Annotated in this window: 15 protein-coding genes and 1 pseudogene; 15 read left to right on the top strand and 1 reads right to left on the bottom strand. The window is 29.2% G+C overall.

Annotated elements, in window-relative coordinates; translation table 11 throughout:
• Window positions 1–206: 206 nt before the first annotated feature.
• The 14 genes from RGC78_RS14605 to purD all read left to right on the top strand — a co-directional run bounded on the left by RGC78_RS14605 (window position 207) and on the right by purD (window position 15,829).
• Entirely contained in the window at window positions 207–1,010 is an 804-nt protein-coding gene (locus RGC78_RS14605; protein ID WP_252226832.1) for an amino acid ABC transporter substrate-binding protein, read from the top strand.
• Window positions 1,011–1,026: 16 nt separating this feature from the next.
• Window positions 1,027–1,668 carry an amino acid ABC transporter permease gene (locus RGC78_RS14600; RefSeq protein ID WP_252216927.1) on the top strand — a complete coding sequence of 214 codons (642 nt, stop codon included), beginning with the start codon at window positions 1,027–1,029 and terminating at the stop codon, window positions 1,666–1,668.
• A 16-nt stretch (window positions 1,669–1,684) separates the two neighbouring features.
• Window positions 1,685–2,365: an amino acid ABC transporter ATP-binding protein gene (locus tag RGC78_RS14595; RefSeq protein WP_252216924.1), complete on the top strand. Its 681-nt coding sequence runs from the start codon at window positions 1,685–1,687 to the stop codon at window positions 2,363–2,365.
• A gap of 150 nt (window positions 2,366–2,515) precedes the next feature.
• A complete protein-coding gene (locus RGC78_RS14590; protein ID WP_252216922.1) occupies window positions 2,516–2,683 on the top strand; it encodes a zinc-ribbon domain-containing protein in 168 nt (55 codons plus the stop codon).
• A 91-nt stretch (window positions 2,684–2,774) separates the two neighbouring features.
• Window positions 2,775–4,031 (top strand): chloride channel protein, encoded by a 1,257-nt coding sequence (locus tag RGC78_RS14585; protein WP_309556878.1) that lies wholly within the window; start codon window positions 2,775–2,777, stop codon window positions 4,029–4,031.
• A gap of 126 nt (window positions 4,032–4,157) precedes the next feature.
• A complete protein-coding gene (locus RGC78_RS14580; RefSeq protein WP_309556877.1) occupies window positions 4,158–4,313 on the top strand; it encodes a hypothetical protein in 156 nt (51 codons plus the stop codon).
• Window positions 4,314–4,571: 258 nt separating this feature from the next.
• Entirely contained in the window at window positions 4,572–8,318 is a 3,747-nt protein-coding gene (locus RGC78_RS14575; RefSeq protein WP_309556876.1) for a phosphoribosylformylglycinamidine synthase, read from the top strand.
• 217 nt (window positions 8,319–8,535) lie between these two features.
• Window positions 8,536–9,015 carry a 5-(carboxyamino)imidazole ribonucleotide mutase gene (gene purE, locus RGC78_RS14570; RefSeq protein WP_252226825.1) on the top strand — a complete coding sequence of 160 codons (480 nt, stop codon included), beginning with the start codon at window positions 8,536–8,538 and terminating at the stop codon, window positions 9,013–9,015.
• Window positions 9,015–9,722 carry a phosphoribosylaminoimidazolesuccinocarboxamide synthase gene (gene purC, locus RGC78_RS14565; protein WP_309556875.1) on the top strand — a complete coding sequence of 236 codons (708 nt, stop codon included), beginning with the start codon at window positions 9,015–9,017 and terminating at the stop codon, window positions 9,720–9,722. The genes purE and purC overlap by 1 nt, the downstream gene beginning before the upstream one ends.
• A 66-nt stretch (window positions 9,723–9,788) precedes the next feature.
• On the top strand, window positions 9,789–11,216 hold the full coding sequence (gene purF / locus RGC78_RS14560; protein ID WP_309556874.1) for an amidophosphoribosyltransferase: 1,428 nt from the start codon (window positions 9,789–9,791) through the stop codon (window positions 11,214–11,216).
• Between the two features lie 8 nt (window positions 11,217–11,224).
• Entirely contained in the window at window positions 11,225–12,226 is a 1,002-nt protein-coding gene (gene purM, locus RGC78_RS14555) for a phosphoribosylformylglycinamidine cyclo-ligase (RefSeq protein ID WP_252216909.1), read from the top strand.
• Window positions 12,214–12,828 (top strand): phosphoribosylglycinamide formyltransferase, encoded by a 615-nt coding sequence (gene purN / locus RGC78_RS14550; RefSeq protein ID WP_252216908.1) that lies wholly within the window; start codon window positions 12,214–12,216, stop codon window positions 12,826–12,828. Before purM ends, purN begins: the two co-directional genes overlap by 13 nt.
• A gap of 120 nt (window positions 12,829–12,948) precedes the next feature.
• A complete protein-coding gene (gene purH / locus RGC78_RS14545) occupies window positions 12,949–14,454 on the top strand; it encodes a bifunctional phosphoribosylaminoimidazolecarboxamide formyltransferase/IMP cyclohydrolase (RefSeq protein WP_309556873.1) in 1,506 nt (501 codons plus the stop codon).
• Between the two features lie 124 nt (window positions 14,455–14,578).
• Window positions 14,579–15,829 (top strand): phosphoribosylamine--glycine ligase, encoded by a 1,251-nt coding sequence (gene purD, locus RGC78_RS14540; RefSeq protein WP_309556872.1) that lies wholly within the window; start codon window positions 14,579–14,581, stop codon window positions 15,827–15,829.
• A 96-nt stretch (window positions 15,830–15,925) separates the two neighbouring features.
• Here the strand turns inward: purD and RGC78_RS14535 are convergent, their stop codons facing one another.
• Complete coding sequence (locus tag RGC78_RS14535) at window positions 15,926–16,366, bottom strand: hypothetical protein (protein ID WP_309556871.1); 441 nt, start codon at window positions 16,364–16,366, stop codon at window positions 15,926–15,928.
• Between the two features lie 184 nt (window positions 16,367–16,550).
• Here RGC78_RS14535 and RGC78_RS14530 point away from each other — a divergent pair.
• Window positions 16,551–18,167, top strand: a pseudogene (locus RGC78_RS14530) (hypothetical protein); the annotation flags it as partial.

The following is an 18,167-nucleotide window of genomic DNA, read 5'->3' as shown; positions in this document are numbered from 1 at the left end:
GGGAGCAAGCTAAAATGGGACTATACTCATTTTAGCATTCCTAAGTTCAATTACTCAGTCCACTTTGCTTATGCATATATCAATACTCTGCTAAAACATGGCTTAAAATTAGAATGTAGACAAAAATTAAATTGAAAAAGGCACTTGATTTTATCGCTTTACTATGATAAAGTAATAAATAACAGAAGCGATTGAGGGGGATATTTATGAATAAATTATTTAAAAAATTATTAATAGTATCATGTGTTGCTGTTATTGGGGTGAATTTAGTAGCATGTAAAAGCAATAAACAAGAAAGCGTATCTAGCAAAGATGAGATAATAATAGGGATGGATGATACTTTTGTTCCAATGGGATTTAAAAATGGAAGTGGAGAAACAGTAGGTTTTGACGTGGATCTTGCTAAGGCAGTAGGAGAAAAACTTAATAAAGAAGTTAAATTTCAATCAATTGATTGGAGTATGAAAGAATCAGAACTTAACAATGGAAATATAGATTTAATTTGGAATGGATACTCAATAACTGATGAAAGAAAAGAGAATGTAGAATTTTCTAAGGTTTATTTAAAGAATAGACAAGTTATTATAACATTAGCAGATTCTAAAATTAACAGTAAAAATGATTTAGCTAATGCTAAGGTAGGAGCCCAAAATCAATCAAGTGCGGTGGATGCTATAAAAGCAGATGGTGATATGATAAGTAAGTTTGACGGAGGCAATGTAGTCACATTTGAAACTAATAATGATGCATTGATGGATTTAGAAGCAGGAAGAATAGATGTAGTTGTGGCTGATGAAATATTAGCTAAATATTATACAAATGAAAGAGGAAAAGAAAAATATAAAATATTAAATGATGATTTTGGAGTGGAAGATTATGCTGTTGGAATAAGAAAAGGAGATACATCATTTGTTGAAGAATTTAATGAAGCTTTAAATTCTGTGATAAAAGATGGTACAGGCTCAAAAATATCAGAAAAATGGTTTGGTGAAGACATAATAGCTAAATAAAGAAGGAGGAGTCACCTTGAATTATATATTATCACTAATGCCTCAAATATTAGAAGGCTTAAAAGTTACATTAGAAGTTTTTGTATTGACATTAATATTATCTATTCCTCTTGGAGTTGTTGTAGCACTAGCTAGAACATCAAAATTTCTAATACTAAGAAAATTAACAGGCATATATGTGCTTATAATGAGAGGAACTCCATTACTATTACAAATAGTTGTAATATTTTTTGGATTGCCAACTGTAGATATAACTTTTGATAGATTTACAGCAGCAATATTAGCATTTGTTTTAAATTATGCAGCGTATTTTGGAGAAATATTTAGAGCAGGAATGATATCAATTGATAGAGGTCAATATGAAGCGGCAGAAATGCTTGGATTAACACCTAAAGACACTTTTTTTAGAATAATATTACCACAAGCTATTAAAAGAGTTATTCCTCCAGTAGCTAATGAAATTACAACTTTAATAAAAGATACATCTTTAGTATATATAATAGGTTTAGATGAGTTGTTAAAAATAGCAAAGATAGCATCTAATAGGGATGTTACATTAATTCCATTAATATTAGCAGGAGTTGTCTATTTAATAGTCATAGGTATACTTAGTAAATTACTAGAGAAAGTAGAAAAGAAGTATGAATATTATAACTAGAGAGGACTGGTTTTAGATGCTAAGAATTAGTGATGTTGAAAAGAAATTTGGGAATACTGAAGTGTTAAAAGGAATCAATCTTAATATTGCACCAGGAGAAATACTAGTTATTGTTGGTCCGTCAGGCGGTGGAAAAACGACACTTCTTAGATGTGTTAATGCTTTAGAGCAGTGTGATAACGGAAAGATTGAAATTAATGGACGAGCAATTTGTGAAGATGGAAAATATGTTGATAAGAAAACTATGTCTGAGATAAGAAAAGATGTAGGACTAGTATTTCAAAACTTTAATTTATTTCCACATATGACTGTATTAGAAAACTTAATAGAAGCACCTAGAAAAGTACTTAAATTAAGCAAAGAAGATGCTATAAAGAAAGCAGAAGAAATTTTAGGCTTTTTAGGATTAGAAGAAAAAGCAAAAAATTATCCTTTTGAATTATCAGGAGGACAAAAACAAAGAGTTGCAATAGGAAGAGCTCTGGCGTTAGAACCCAAAGTTATGTGTTTTGATGAACCGACTTCAGCATTGGACCCAGGACTTACAGAAGAGGTAGCAAATTTAATAAAAAGTTTAAGTGAAAACGGAATGGCAATGATGATAATAACTCATGATATGGAATTTGCAAAAAGAGTCTCAGATAGGATAGTTTCAATGGATAAAGGCAAACTTATAGATGGTTTAATATTTGAATAATAAAATAAATTCACTTGAAATATTATAGTTCATATGATATTATTAAGTAGTAATATAATTCAAGATTTAATCATGCGTACTATACATTACCTCTTTTTCAGAGATTGGTCTAGTATTAAGGTTATAATCTATGAAGAGGAGGATTTTATAATGGAAGATAAGAAAATACTTTGTAAAGATTGCGGTAACGAATTTGTGTTCACAGTTGGGGAACAAGAATTCTACAAAGAAAAAGGATTTGATAACGAACCAGTAAGATGTCCTGATTGTAGAAGAGCAAGAAAACAACAAAGAAACAACAGAAATTTTGACAGATAGTAGAAACTAACAGCTACTAAAAAATGATTTCAAATCATTTTTTAGTAGCTTTTTTAATGTTTATTTAAATAAAATAAAATGGGGGAAAAAATTGAACATAATTATTGGAAAATTCAAATCTATAAAAAGATATATAAGCACTTTTTTTCTATGGGTTGTTGTTGCTGGAATTACGGGTCTATTAGGTGGTTTTATAGGTAGCTTTTTTCATCTTAGTGTTGAATATGCTACTAATTTTAGAATACAAAATGATTGGATAATATTTATGTTACCACTTGGTGGTACTCTTATAATATATTTGTATAAAGTATTCAAATTGGGAAGTGATATAGGGACAAATTTAGTCATAGATTCTATTCGAACAGATGGAAAAGTACCCTTTTCTATGTCTCCTCTTATATTTATAAGCACTGTAATAACTCATCTTTTTGGAGGATCAGCTGGTAGAGAAGGAGCAGCTTTGCAACTTGGAGGTAGTATTGGTTCACAAGTGGGAAAAATTTTGCATCTTGATGAAAAGGATATGCATTTAATTACTTTGTGCGGAATGAGTGGTGTTTTTTCTGCATTATTTGGGACACCATTAACAGCAACATTTTTTGCTATGGAAGTTATAAGTGTGGGGGTTATTTATTATTCTAGTTTTATTCCATGTATAGTTTCATCAATTGTTGCTTATAAAGTATCATTGTTTTTTGGCCTTGAACCAGTTCACTTTAATATAAACATTATTCCTAATATTTCAACAGAGAATATAATAAAAGTTGCAATTTTAGGTGCTTTATGTGCTTTAGTGAGTATTGTATTTTGTGAAACTCTACACAAAACTAATAAATCTTTAAGCAATATAATAAAAAATGACTATCTTAGAATAGTTTGTGGTGGCTTAGCTATAGTTGCACTTACATTTATTGTTGGATGTAGAGATTATAATGGAGCAGGAATGGATATTATAGCTAATGCAATTAATGGACAGGCAAAACCAGAAGCATTTATTTTAAAGATTATTTTTACGGCTATTACTATAAGTGTTGGGTACAAAGGCGGAGAAATTGTCCCTACATTCTTTATTGGTGCCACATTTGGATGTGTAGTAGGAAAATTAATTGGTTTAGATCCAGGATTTGGAGCTGCAATTGGACTTGTAGCATTATTTTGTGGTGTAGTTAATACTCTTATTACTTCTGTGATATTAAGTATAGAACTTTTTGGTTCTGGTGCCCTTATTTTATTTGCAGTTGCTTGTGGTGTTAGCTATATGTTATCAGGGTATTTTAGTCTTTATAGTAGCCAAAAAATAGTTTATTCAAAACTTAAAGCTGAATTTATAAATAGAAGTGCTGAGTGATAAAAATATTACTCAGCATTTTTTTTATGAAAAATTATAAAATTTACGCAAGAATGCATTGAACTTTGAATTATTTCTTTTGATATAGCAGATATATATATATATAAATAGTTACAAGAGAATGCTATGAATTTAAAGAAGTCATTAAGATATGATATTGAAATAATAACTAAGTGTGGAATAAAGTTTCCAGGAAGGTCAGTAGATTCATTAAAGATGAAGTTAACTCAAGAATATTGGTATGAAATATGGAGAAGTTCTACTGGAAAAGAAATCGATTGACAAATGTTCGTGTTATAAAAAGATAAAATATACGTAAAAAAGAGGCTAATTTATTAAAAATCAATCTCTTTTTTAAATAATATTCTTAAAAACAAAAATATGAGTTGATTTCATACAATAAAAGTTGACATTGATAATTTTAAATGGTAATCTTTAATTAATGACACGAAAGTTAAACTTAACTTAATTAAAAATATTCGTAATTATAACAATTAATAAAATTATAAATCTCAAATTAATATTTTGGAGGAATTTTTAATGTTAAATATTAAGAGTATATTCGTTGAAAAGAAAAGCGGATTTGATGTAGAAGCCCAAGGCTTATTAAGAGATTTTAAAGAAAATTTAGGAGTAACTAATCTAGAAAGTGTAAGGCTTATAAATAAATATATTATTTCGGATATAAGTGAAGAGTACTATAAAAAAGCACTACATACTATTTTTTCAGAATTAACAGTTGATAATGTGTATGAATCAGAATTGCCTATTAATGAAGATGAAATAGCATTCGCAGTAGAATTTTTACCAGGACAATATGATCAGAGAGCAGATTCGGCTTCAGAATGTATATCATTATTGACTGAAGAAGATAAAGCTTATATAAAATCAGCTAAGATAATTATGTTAAAGGGAAATATTACGAAGGAAGAAATTTATAAAATAAAATTATATTATATAAACCCAGTCGATTCAAGAGAAGTGGATATAAATAGTAAAGACATTACATCAACTTCAAACATACCTAAAGATGTTCTTATATTAAATGGATTCATAGATAAAAATTTAGAAGAGTTACAAGAATTTCATTCAGATTATGGTCTTGCCATGAGTATTGAAGATCTTGTTATGATAAAAGACTATTTTAAAAAAGAAAATAGAGATCCATCAATCACTGAAATGAGGGTTATAGACACTTATTGGTCAGATCACTGTAGACATACTACATTTTCTACAATATTAGAAAATATAGAGTTTGAAGATAATAAATATACTTCACCAATTAAGAAAAGTTATGAAAATTATATAAAATCAAGAGAATACGTGTATGGAGAAAAAGAAAAAAATAAAACTCTTATGGACATTGCAGTTATAGCAATGAAAGAACTTAGAAAAAGGGGAAAACTTGATGATTTAGATATATCAGAAGAAATAAATGCATGTTCTATTAATGTAAAAGTTGAAACTGATAAGGGATTAGAAGATTATCTAGTTATGTTTAAAAATGAAACTCATAACCATCCCACTGAGATTGAACCTTTTGGTGGAGCGGCAACTTGTTTAGGTGGAGCAATAAGAGATCCATTATCAGGTAGAACATACGTGTATCAAGCTATGAGAGTTACAGGTGCAGCAGATCCAACACTTCCAATTGAAAAAACTTTAAAAGGAAAACTTCCTCAAAGAACTATTACTTTAGGAGCAGCTCACGGATACAGTTCTTATGGTAATCAAATAGGTCTTGCAACTGGGCAAGTTCAAGAAATTTATCATCCTAATTATGCAGCAAAGAGAATGGAAGTTGGAGCAGTTATTGCAGCTGCACCAAAAGAAAATGTTGTTCGTGAAGAACCAAGGTTAGGTGATGTAATTATCTTACTTGGTGGAAGAACAGGTAGAGATGGAGTTGGTGGAGCAACAGGGTCATCAAAAGAACATACAGTAGATTCACTTAGTGAATGTGGAGCAGAAGTTCAAAAAGGGAATGCTCCCACTGAAAGAAAAATTCAAAGATTATTTAGAAATTCAAAAGTAGCTAAGATGATTAAAAGATGTAATGACTTTGGAGCTGGTGGAGTATCAGTTGCTATTGGAGAATTATGCAGAGGATTAGATATAGATTTAGATAAAGTTACAAAGAAGTATGAAGGATTAGATGGAACAGAACTTGCAGTTTCAGAATCACAAGAAAGAATGGCTGTAGTTGTAACAAAAGAAAATGCAGATGAATTTATTAAACTTTCAAATGAAGAAAATTTAGAAGCAACATTAGTAGCACATGTTACAGATACTGATAAGCTTAGATTATTCTGGAGAGGTAAAAAAATAGTAGATTTAGATAGAAGCTTTTTAGATACAAATGGGGCAAGTCAAAAAGTATCTGTTAAAGTTAGTGGACCAACTGAGTATCCATATGAAATTTCAGATGTTAATGTAAAAGATACATGGATAAATAACTTAAAAGATTTAAATATAACATCTCAAAAAGGATTAGTTGAGAGATTTGACTCAACTATTGGAGCAGGAACAGTAATTATGCCTTTTGGCGGTAAATATGCAAATACACCAGCTGAAGGAATGGCAGCTAAAATTCCTGTGCTTGGTGGAGAAAGTAAAGATGCAACAATAATGACATTTGGATTTAATCCATACTTAGGTACTTGGAGTCAATATCATATGGCATATTACTCAGTAATAGAATCAATAACAAAACTTTCAGCTATGGGTGGAGATTATAAAAAAGCTAAATTAACTTTTCAAGAGTATTTTGAGAAATTAGGTAAGGATAAAACAAGATGGGGTAAACCATTTTCAGCACTGCTTGGAGCTTATGAAGTACAAATGCAACTTGGAATTGCAGCAATTGGAGGAAAAGATTCAATGTCAGGAAGCTTTGGAGATTTAGATGTACCTCCAACATTAGTTTCATTTGCTGTTGGAGTTGAAAAAGCTAGTAAAATAATATCTCCAGAATTTAAGTGTGTAAATTCAAAATTAGTATTACTTAAAACTGAAAAGTTAGAAGATGGCACTATAGATATGAATAAGTTTAAAAAGAATTTAGAGGTTCTTTATAAATTAATAGGCGAAGAGAAAGTTATTTCAGCATCAGCAGTTAAATTTGGAGGGGTTTCTGAATGTTTAACTAAGATGTCACTGGGGAATAGAATAGGTGCTGAATTTAATAATTTAACTAAGGATGAATTATTTGGACTTAATTATGGAAGCTTATTATTAGAAGTTAAATCAGACATGGATATATTTAAGGAATTTAAAGAATGTTTATATAAAGAAGTAGGAAAAACAATAGAAGGTTCAGTGTTAATATCTAGAGAATATGACTTGGAATTAGATATTGAAAATTTAGAAGAAATATATGAAGAAAAATTAAGTAGTATATTTAAGATAAAAACTGAAGATATTTTAGGTAATGTAGAAACTGTTTTATATGATAAAAAAGAAGTTTCAGCCCCAGCTATTAAATTAGCTAAACCAAGAGTCGTAATTCCAGTTTTCCCAGGAAATAATTGTGAATATGACTGTAGAAGAGCTTTTGAAAAAGAGGGTGCTAAAGTATCAGAAGTAATATTTAGAAACATTACAAAAGAAGCATTAGTAGAATCCATAGAAAGACTTAAATCTGAAATAGATAAATCTCAAATAATCATGATTCCAGGAGGTTTTTCAGCAGGAGATGAACCAGATGGATCAGGTAAGTTTATAGCAACTGTATTTAGAAATGAGAAGATTAAAGAATCAGTAATGGAATTATTAAAGAATAGAGACGGATTAGCATTAGGTATTTGTAATGGCTTCCAAGCTTTAATTAAGTTAGGATTGGTACCTTATGGAGAAATTATTGATATAAAAGAAGATATGCCTACATTAACTTACAACAATATAAATAGACATATGTCTTCAATAGTTAGAACAAAGATAGTTTCAAACAAATCACCTTGGTTTAATGAAGTAAAGGTAGGAGATATACATTCAATAGCAATTTCACATGGAGAAGGAAGATTTGTTGCACCAGAAAGTTTAATAAAAGAATTAATAGCTAATGGTCAAGTAGCAACTCAATATGTGGATCTTCAAGGCGATGTGGCACTTAATATGCCATACAATCCAAATGGTTCTATGTATGGAATTGAAGGAATAACAAGCCTTGATGGAAGAGTGCTTGGTAAAATGGCTCATTCAGAAAGAATAGGTGAAGATTTATATAAAAATATTCCAGGAAACTTTGATCAAAAGATATTTAAATCAGGAGTTAATTATTTTAAATAAGAACGAAAGTTAAATATTTTAGTTGAATCATTTACTTAGAAAAGGATATAAATTTGGCACTAATAAATGCAAATTAAAAATATTTTGAGCATTGAGTTAATGAAGATTATAAAATGCCCAGAATTTAAGAATTTAAGAATTTAAGAATTTAAGAATTTAAGAATTAAGAATTTAAGAATTTAAGAATTTAAGAATTTAAGAATTAGGAGGATTAACTATGAAGGTAGCAATATTTTTTGGAAGTAAATCAGATACAGAAGTTATGAAAGGAGCTGCTAATGCATTAAAGGAATTTAATGTTGATTATAAAGCATATATCCTTTCAGCACATAGAGTTCCAGAAAAATTAGAAGAAACTATAAAAATGGTTGAAAGTAAAGGCTGTGAAGTAATAATTGCTGGTGCAGGACTTGCAGCACATTTGCCAGGAGTTATTGCATCAAAAACAATACTTCCGGTAATCGGAGTTCCTATAAATGCAGCGCTTAATGGATTAGATGCATTACTTTCAATAGTGCAAATGCCAAAGTCAATTCCAGTTGCAACTGTTGGAATAAATAATAGTTATAATGCAGGAATGCTAGCATTACAAATGTTAGCTTTAAAAGATGAGGATTTAAAAGAGAAATTAATTGAATTTAGAAATCATATGAAAAAGAATTTTATAGATGAAAATGGGGAAGGGGTAGAACTATAATGGAAAAATTAGAGATGTTATATGAAGGAAAAGCAAAACAAATATATGCAACAGATAAGGCAGATGAAGTAGTAATTTACTATAAAGATGATGCAACAGCATTTAATGGAGAAAAGAAAGGTCAAATTGCAGATAAAGGAGTAATGAATAATAAAATTACTTCAATCTTATTTGAACAATTAGAAAAACAAGGAATCAAAACTCACTTCATTAAGAAATTAAATGATAGAGAACAATTATGTAAAAAGGTTGAAATAGTTCCACTAGAAGTGATTGTAAGAAATGTTGCAGCTGGTAGCATGGCTAAAAGATTAGGCATTGAAGAAGGAACACCTCTTAAGACTACAGTATTTGAATTTTCTTATAAAGATGATGAATTAGGAGATCCATTAATTAATAGTTATCATGCAGTGGCAATTGGAGCTGCAACTTTTAAAGAAATAGACACCATTTTAGAGATGACAGCTAAAATTAATAACATATTAAAAGAAGCATTTGCAAAAGAAAATATTAACTTAATTGATTTTAAGATAGAATTTGGCAAATGCGCAGATGGAACTATTGTTTTAGCAGATGAAATTTCACCTGATACATGTAGATTTTGGGATGCAACTACAGGAGAAAAATTAGATAAAGATAGATTTAGAAGAGATTTAGGTAATGTAGAAGATGCTTATATTGAAATCTTAAAGAGAATATCTAAATAATAGTTAATGAACAATGGCGATGAACTGTCAATTATCCATTAATTAAGTTAAGAAAGGAATATGTAGATGACGAATTCAGAGTTTGAATTAATTATAGATCCGAGCTTGGATAAATTTAAAGATGAATGTGGTGTTTTTGGAGTTTATACTAATAAGCCACTAGATGTTGCGTCAATGACTTATTATGGTCTTTATGCACTTCAACATAGAGGTCAAGAAAGTGCAGGAATTGCAGTAGCTGATGGAGAAAAAATAGAAATGCATAAGGGGCTAGGATTAATTACAGATGCATTTAAACATGAAGATTTAGAAAAGTTAAAAGGCCATATAGCTATAGGACATGTAAGATATTCAACAGCTGGTGGAAAAGGAATAGAAAATGCTCAACCAATACTTACTACTTCTAAAATAGGCTCAATTGCAATGGCTCATAATGGAAATTTAGTTAATGATGATGTTATAAGAGAATTACTTGAGGATGCTGGGCAAATTTTTCATACATCAAGTGACTCTGAAGTAATAGCTTGTCTTATAGCAAGAAGTGCAAAAAAAGGTCTTACAAAGGCTGTAGTTGATGCAATATCTGCTATAAGAGGGTCATTTGCATTAACAATTATGTCAACAGATAAATTAATAGGGGCTAGAGATCCTCATGGAATCAGACCACTTTCACTTGGAAAGATTGATGAAGGATACGTATTAACATCAGAAAGTTGTGCTTTAGATGCAATAGGTGCTGAACTTGTAAGAGATATTGAACCTGGGGAAATTGTTATTATAGATGAAGAAGGAATTCATTCTTATAAATATTCTGAAAATACAGTATGTCAAACTTGTGCTTTCGAATATATTTATTTTGCAAGACCTGATTCTAAAATTGATGGACTAGAGGTTCATACTTCAAGAGTTAGAGCAGGAGAACAATTATATAAAGAACATCCCATAGATGCTGATTTAGTAATTGCAGTTCCAGATTCAGGAATTCCGGCGGCTATAGGATATGCTAAAGCTTCAGGAATTCCTTATGATACAGGATTTATTAAAAATAGATATGTAGGAAGAACATTTATATCACCTTCTCAAGAAATTAGGGAAAGAGCAGTTGCTGTTAAATTAAATCCACTAAAAGTAAATATTGAAGGCAAAAGGGTAATTTTAATTGATGATTCTATTGTAAGAGGAACAACTTCGAAGTATTTGATAGAATCACTTAAGCGTGCTGGAGTTAAGGAAATAAGCTTTTTAATAGCATCACCAAGCGTTAAATATCCATGTCATTTTGGTATAGATACACCATATCGAAGTGAACTTATTGCAGCCAATAATTCAGTAGAAGAAATAAGAGATATTATTGGAGCTGATTACTTAGGATACTTAAGTGAAGATGGTGTAAAAGAAAGTTGTAGAGGTAAAAAAGGATTTTGTATGGGATGCTTTAATGGAATTTATCCAGTAGCTACACCAATTGAAACACCAAATCAGTTTGAAAGGTAGGATTAAATATGATTACTTACAAAGAAGCAGGAGTTAATATAGAAGAAGGTTATAGATCAGTAAAGTTAATAAAAGAATATGCAGCTAAGACTATGAGTGAATATGTATTAAATGGTCTTGGAAGTTTTGCAGGTATGGTTGAACTTCCATCAGGATATGAAAAACCAGTGCTAGTTTCAGGAACAGATGGTGTTGGAACAAAATTAGAAATAGCATTTAAAAATAAAAAATATGATACTGTTGGAATTGACTGTGTTGCTATGTGTGTAAATGATATTTTATGTCATGGAGCAAAGCCATTATTTTTCTTAGATTATATTGCTTGTGGAAGACTTGAAGCAGAAGTGGCTTCTGATTTAGTTAAGGGAATTTCAGATGGATGTATTCAATCTGATTGTGCTTTAATTGGTGGAGAAACAGCAGAAATGCCAGGATTTTATGATGAAGGCGAATATGATATGGCAGGTTTTGCAGTAGGAATAGTTGATAAAGATAAGATAATAAATGGTAGCAATATTAAAGAAGGAGATAAACTAATTGGAATTGCATCTTCTGGAATACACTCTAATGGGTACTCATTAGTAAGAAAGATTTTCACAGATTTAAATGAAGATTTTAATGGTGAGGAAGTTTGGAAAACATTAATTACTCCAACTAAGATTTATGTTAAGCCCATACTTAGTTTACTTGAAAACTTTGATATTAAAGGTATGGCACATGTAACTGGTGGAGGATTTATTGAAAATGTTCCAAGAATGTTTAATGGTAGAGAATTAACTGCTGTAATTAATAAAAATTCATATCCGCTTCCAAATATATTTGAAAGAATCATTGAAAAAGGTGTAGATAAAGAGCATATGTATAATACTTTTAATATGGGTATTGGATTTGTTCTTGCAGTAAATGAAGAGGATGTTGAGCCTATAATAAAAGATTTAATCGCAATGGGCGAAAAAGCTTATGAAATAGGTCATGTAACATCTGGAGGTGAAGGTGTTTGTTTAAAATAGCAGTTTTAGTTTCAGGTGGTGGAACAGACCTTCAATCTATAATAGATTCAGTGAAAAATAAAGAAATAGAATGTAGCATAGAAATGGTCATTGGAAGTAAAGATGGAATATATTCATTAGAAAGAGCTAAGAATCATAATATACCTACTTATGTTGTAAGCAAAAAAGATTATAAGGATAAATCTTCAGAGAAAATTTTAGAATTAACTAAAGGAAAAGTTGATTTGATTGTTCTTGCAGGATATTTATCAATATTAGATGGAGATATATTAAAAGAATTTAATAACAAAATAATTAATATTCATCCATCGTTAATTCCAGCTTTTTGTGGACCCGGAATGTATGGGTTAAAAGTTCATGAGGCAGTTATAAAAAGTGGAGTTAAATTTTCAGGATGCACAGTTCATTTTGTAAATTCTGAAGTTGATGGAGGTGCAATACTACTTCAAGATATTGTACCAGTTTATTTTGAAGATGATTCTGAAAGTCTTCAAAAGAGAATATTAGAAAAAGAACATATATTATTGCCAAAAGCAATTAAGTTAATTAGTGAAGGTAAAGTTGAAATTGTTAATGGTAGAACTAATGTAGTTGATTTATAAAAATAGGATGTATTTTAGAATAGGGTTGTTATATATAAGTAAAAGTTGATTGAGTAATTATAACAATTTACCTATTACATATATCAACAAATATAACTTTAATAAATGAGGGTGGTTTTTATGAAAAAGAGAGCTTTAATAAGTGTTTTTAATAAAGATGGAGTTTTAGATTTTGCCAAGTTTTTAGTCTCTAAAGATGTTGAGATAGTATCAACTGGTGGTACTTACAAATACTTAAAAGAAAATGGTATTGATGTAATTGAAATTAATGAAGTTACTAATTTTCCAGAAATGCTAGATGGTAGAGTTAAAACATTACATCCTTTAGTTCATGCTGGTATCCTTGCAATAAGAGATAATAAAGAACATATGAAAGTATTAGAAGAAAGAGAAATTCATACAATAGATTATGTTGTAGTTAATCTTTATCCTTTCTTTGAAAAAGTGAAAGAAGATTTAACTTTTGAAGAAAAAGTTGAATTTATAGATATTGGTGGTCCTACAATGCTTAGAGCTGCAGCTAAAAACTTTCAAGATGTAGTTGTAATTTCAAACATAGATGATTATGAAGTTGTTAAAAATGAAATAGAAAATCATGGGCAAGTATCTTTAAAGACAAAGAAAAAGTTAGCAGGTAAAGTATTTAATCTTATGAGTGCATATGATGGTGCTATTGCAAACTTTATGTTAGCTGATGAAGAAGAATATCCAGAATATCTTTCAGTTTCATATAAGAAAATGCAAGACTTAAGATATGGTGAAAATTCTCACCAAAGTGCTGCTGTTTATTCATCAACAATGGTTCATGGAGCTATGAATACTTTTGAAACTTTAAATGGTAAGGAACTATCATACAATAATTTTAAAGATGTTGATATAGCATGGAAATGTGCCAATGAATTTGAAAAGCCAGCATGCTGTGCATTAAAACATAATACACCATGTGGGGTAGCAACTGGTGAAAATTCTTATGAAGCTTATATGAAAGCATATGAAGTAGATCCAACTTCAATATTTGGTGGAATTATTGGATTTAATAGAAAAGTGGATAAGAAAACAGCAGAAGAAATGGTGAAAATATTCTTAGAGGTTATAGCAGCACCTGATTATGATGAGGATGCTTTAGAAGTATTAAAAACTAAGAAGAATTTAAGGGTACTTAAGTTCCACAATACTCCAAAGGCTGAGAAGTGCATGGTAACAGTTGATGGGGCAATACTAGTGCAAGATGAAGATAATAAACTTATTGATGAAATTAAAGTAGTAACTGAAAAGAAACCAAGTGATGAAGAGATGGAAGACTTATTATTTGGAATGAAGGTAGTTAAATATGTTAAATCTAATGCAATTGTTGTTGCACATAATGGAATAGCATTAGGTATTGGAGGAGGTCAAGTAAATAGAATTTGGCCAACAGAAGATGCATTAAGAAGAGGTAAAGGAGCTACAATATTAGCTTCAGATGCATTCTTCCCATTCAGAGATGTTGTTGACAAAGCAGCTGAAGGTGGAATTAAAGCAATAATTCAACCAGGTGGTTCTATGAGAGATCAAGAGTCTATAGATGCTTGCAATGAACATGGAATAGCAATGGTATTTACAGGACTTAGACACTTTAAACACTAGATTAAGTTTTTAAACAGCATTGATATTGTAGTATAAATTTCAATGCTAATTCGCAATTATACTGCAATATTAATTGTTATAAAGAATAGTCATATATGATTTGGAGTTTTAGGAGGAAGGTTATATGAAACTACTTTTAATTGGATCTGGTGGAAGAGAACATGCTTTAGCTTGGAAACTTGGAAAGAGTCAAAAGGTTGAAAAAATATTTGTAGCACCAGGTAATGGCGGTACTGCAACTCATGATAAATGTGAAAATGTAAATATAAGTGATATAGATGAATTAATAGATTTTGCTAAAAAAGAATCTATTGATATAACAATAGTAGGACCAGAAGATCCATTGACTAAGGGAATAGTTGATGAATTTAAGAAAGAAAACTTAAAGATTTTTGGGCCAGCGAAAGATGGAGCAATGCTTGAAGGTAGCAAAAGTTTTTCAAAAGATTTTATGAAAAAGTATGGTGTAAAAACAGCAGAATACGCTACATTCACTAATGTTAATGAAGCATTAGAATATTTAGAAACTTGTACTTATCCAACTGTTGTAAAAGCAGATGGTCTTGCAGCAGGAAAAGGTGTTATAATCTGTGAAAACAAAGAAGAAGCAATAGGTGCTGTTAATACGTGTATGGTTGATGATGTATTTAATGGTGCGGGGCAAAAGATTGTTATTGAAGAATTTTTAGAAGGCGTTGAAGCTTCTATACTTTCAATAACTGATGGGAAAACTATAATTCCATTTTTATCAGCTAAAGATCATAAGCAAATATTTGATGATGGAAAAGGACCTAATACTGGTGGAATGGGAGTTTTAGCGCCTAATCCTTATGTGACAGAAGAAGTTTTATTAGATTTTAAAGAAAACATAATGAATAAAACATTAGTTGGAATAAAAGAAGAAGGCTTTGACTTTAAGGGGATTATATTCTTTGGTCTTATGATAACTAAAAAAGGAACATATCTTTTAGAATACAATGTTAGAATGGGTGATCCAGAAACTCAATCAGTTCTTTATTTAATGGAAAGTGATCTTTTAGAAGTAATTGAAGCAGCATTAAATGAAGAATTAGATAAAGCTCAGATTAAGTGGAATAAAGGGGTATGTATAAATGTAGTTTTAGCGTCTAATGGATATCCTAATAAATTCAATAAAGGGTATGAAATAAATATAGATGAAAAAATTAAGGATAAGGTATTCTTAGCCGGAGCAAAATACGAAGATAAAATCTTAAAGACAAGTGGTGGCAGAGTTTTATCAGTTATTGGCTGCGGAGAAAATGTTGAAGAAGCTAGAAAAGAAGCTTATTTAAATATTAATAAAGTTACATTTAAAGGGGCATATTGTAGAAAAGATATAGGAATTTATAAGTAAATATTAATTATAGAAAGTTTATTTAAACGTTCATAATGATTAAGAAAAGGTTACAACAGGATTTTGTTGTAACCTTTATTTTTGTGTTAATATTTATTATTTGCAATCATATTGAATAAGTTTTTCTTTATATAAATCACAAAAATCTAAAAATTCATCTGTAAGAGGCATTCCTCCTATTTGATGAAAATTTGGATCAGTCATTAAATTTTTAGCATATTCTTTCATTTTATCTATGAATGGAAGAAAAGCAGTTGTATTATTTGAGGTAAAATCTGGTACATCTATGCCATCATTTTTCATCGCATCTTTTATTATGGCATATAGAACTGAGTTGTCACCAACCTCTCCTTGATTAGCCTCTTTAAAAGCATCATAAGCTTTTTTTGTATTAATAACATTAAAATTGGTTTCATTAATTTCAATTGAATCAGTAGTATTATTAACAGTACTTTTATTATCTAAATCAGATAAATCATTTTTATAAAAATTAGAATTAATTATATTTTTGTAATTTAAATTATTATTTATTTCCATAAGAATCTCCTTTGATACAAAGTAATTTATAAATATATAATCGAAAAGGAAATAAAAAACTTAATAGTAAAAAAATAAATAATTATGTTGAAATTTTATTGTTAGTAGTTTAATATTTAAAAAGTAAAAAAAAGTATAAAATACAAAAAATTATACTTTGCATATAAGAAAGGATTTTTTGAAAATGAAAAATAATACAAGAAAACTAATATCATTAATTTTATTTTTTGTAATGGGATTGACTTTTACAAAATATGAATATGCATATGCATATGTGGATAATTCATCAAATTGGGGATTTGGAATTGTAACAGTAGCAAATGCAGAGAGAATGTATTTAAGTAATAATACATTTGCGTGTAAAACAGCTAAAAAACAAGATGTTTCAGGTTCAGGAAAAATATATGATGTACAAACCAAGGAAATTGCAATTACAACTAATCTTATAAATGAATTTTACAGTAGTTACTATGTAAATGTTGATGGAGGATTTATTGGAGAATCAAATGATCAAGATGTTTTTTATGATAGTAAGCAAATCGGTAGAAATAATTACACTACAATTATAATTAAAAATTTAACTCCTGGAAAACATAAAATTTCTGTTAAATCAGATAAACCTTTTAACATATCTGGAGGTCCAATTCAAAAGGAAGATTTTCTTTATGTAAATATTCCAGTAGTTGAAGATGAACAAATAAAAAAATCTATTGAACAAATAAAAAGTGGTAATGCTAAATTAAGCGATTATACAATTGTAGGTGTTGATAAGGATAGAATAAGTGATTTAAATTTATTAAATGCCAAGATTAAAGATAAAGACTTAAATGCAGGAAATGTACAACAAACCACTATTGACATATTAAATTCAATAAAAAAAGAATTAAATGAAAATGATGCTTGTAAAACTATAAATTCAGGAAATGGAACTTTAAATTCATACAAAACAATAGGAATTGAGATAAAATCAGATGTTTTAAAATCAATTAATTCTGAAATAATAAAATCAAAAAATAACAAAAATGCTAATTTAACTGTGGACGAAATAATAAATGTTGTTAACGCAACTTTAAAGAATATAGATGAAGCTAATGAAAGAATAAATCAAGGACAAGCTAAATTAAATGATTATATTTTAGTAGGAGCAGTTAATGTAACAGATTCAAATTTACTTGACATAAATGATGGAGTAAAAGGAAAAGACAATACTACATTAAGTAAATTACAAGGAAACATAAATACAATTTTTAATGCATTAAAATATATAAATCAAGGTAATACTAGTTTAAGCAATTATAATATATTAGGTATAACATCAGTAAACTCTAAAAATATTAATGAATTAAGTAAAGTTATAGTAGCAAAAAAAAATAAAAAAGGACAAGACTTAACAAAAGAAGAAATTAACAATATTATAGTTAAACTACCTGATATGATAAGTGGAGCATTTAAAGAAATAAATTTAGGCCAAGGAACATTAGAAGATTATCAATTAGTAGGAGCATCTAATGTAACAGATATAAATTTAGTAGATGTAAACTGGTATGTAAAAGGAAAAGATAATAGCACATTAAAGAAATTACAAGAAAATATAAACTTAATAAAAAATGCGCTTAGTTATATAAATGGTGGAAATGCAAGTATAAGTAATTATGAATCATTAGGAATAAAAACAGTAAATTCAAATAATGCATCTGCAATAAAAACTGCAATATTAACAGCTAAAAAAGCAAAAGGAAATAACTTAACAAAAGCAGAGATAGAAAAAGTAGTATCAGAAGCCTTAAACAATGTAAGTAAT

This window comes from Clostridium aquiflavi, assembly GCF_031344075.1.
GTDB classification, from domain to species: Bacteria; Bacillota; Clostridia; order Clostridiales; family Clostridiaceae; genus Clostridium; species Clostridium aquiflavi.
The sequence above is the reverse complement of the archived record's forward strand: the minus strand, read 5'-3'. Positions and strand labels throughout refer to the sequence as shown.

Coding starts and splice junctions, on each gene's coding strand:
- RGC78_RS14580 (WP_309556877.1), top strand. CDS start 4,158: ATGAATTTAAAGAAGTCATTAAGATATGATATTGAAATAATAACTAAG.
- purE (WP_252226825.1), top strand. CDS start 8,536: ATGAAGGTAGCAATATTTTTTGGAAGTAAATCAGATACAGAAGTTATG.
- purC (WP_309556875.1), top strand. CDS start 9,015: ATGGAAAAATTAGAGATGTTATATGAAGGAAAAGCAAAACAAATATAT.
- RGC78_RS14595 (WP_252216924.1), top strand. CDS start 1,685: ATGCTAAGAATTAGTGATGTTGAAAAGAAATTTGGGAATACTGAAGTG.
- purH (WP_309556873.1), top strand. CDS start 12,949: ATGAAAAAGAGAGCTTTAATAAGTGTTTTTAATAAAGATGGAGTTTTA.
- purF (WP_309556874.1), top strand. CDS start 9,789: ATGACGAATTCAGAGTTTGAATTAATTATAGATCCGAGCTTGGATAAA.
- purM (WP_252216909.1), top strand. CDS start 11,225: ATGATTACTTACAAAGAAGCAGGAGTTAATATAGAAGAAGGTTATAGA.
- RGC78_RS14575 (WP_309556876.1), top strand. CDS start 4,572: ATGTTAAATATTAAGAGTATATTCGTTGAAAAGAAAAGCGGATTTGAT.
- RGC78_RS14535 (WP_309556871.1), bottom strand. CDS start 16,366: ATGGAAATAAATAATAATTTAAATTACAAAAATATAATTAATTCTAAT.
- RGC78_RS14590 (WP_252216922.1), top strand. CDS start 2,516: ATGGAAGATAAGAAAATACTTTGTAAAGATTGCGGTAACGAATTTGTG.
- RGC78_RS14605 (WP_252226832.1), top strand. CDS start 207: ATGAATAAATTATTTAAAAAATTATTAATAGTATCATGTGTTGCTGTT.
- purD (WP_309556872.1), top strand. CDS start 14,579: ATGAAACTACTTTTAATTGGATCTGGTGGAAGAGAACATGCTTTAGCT.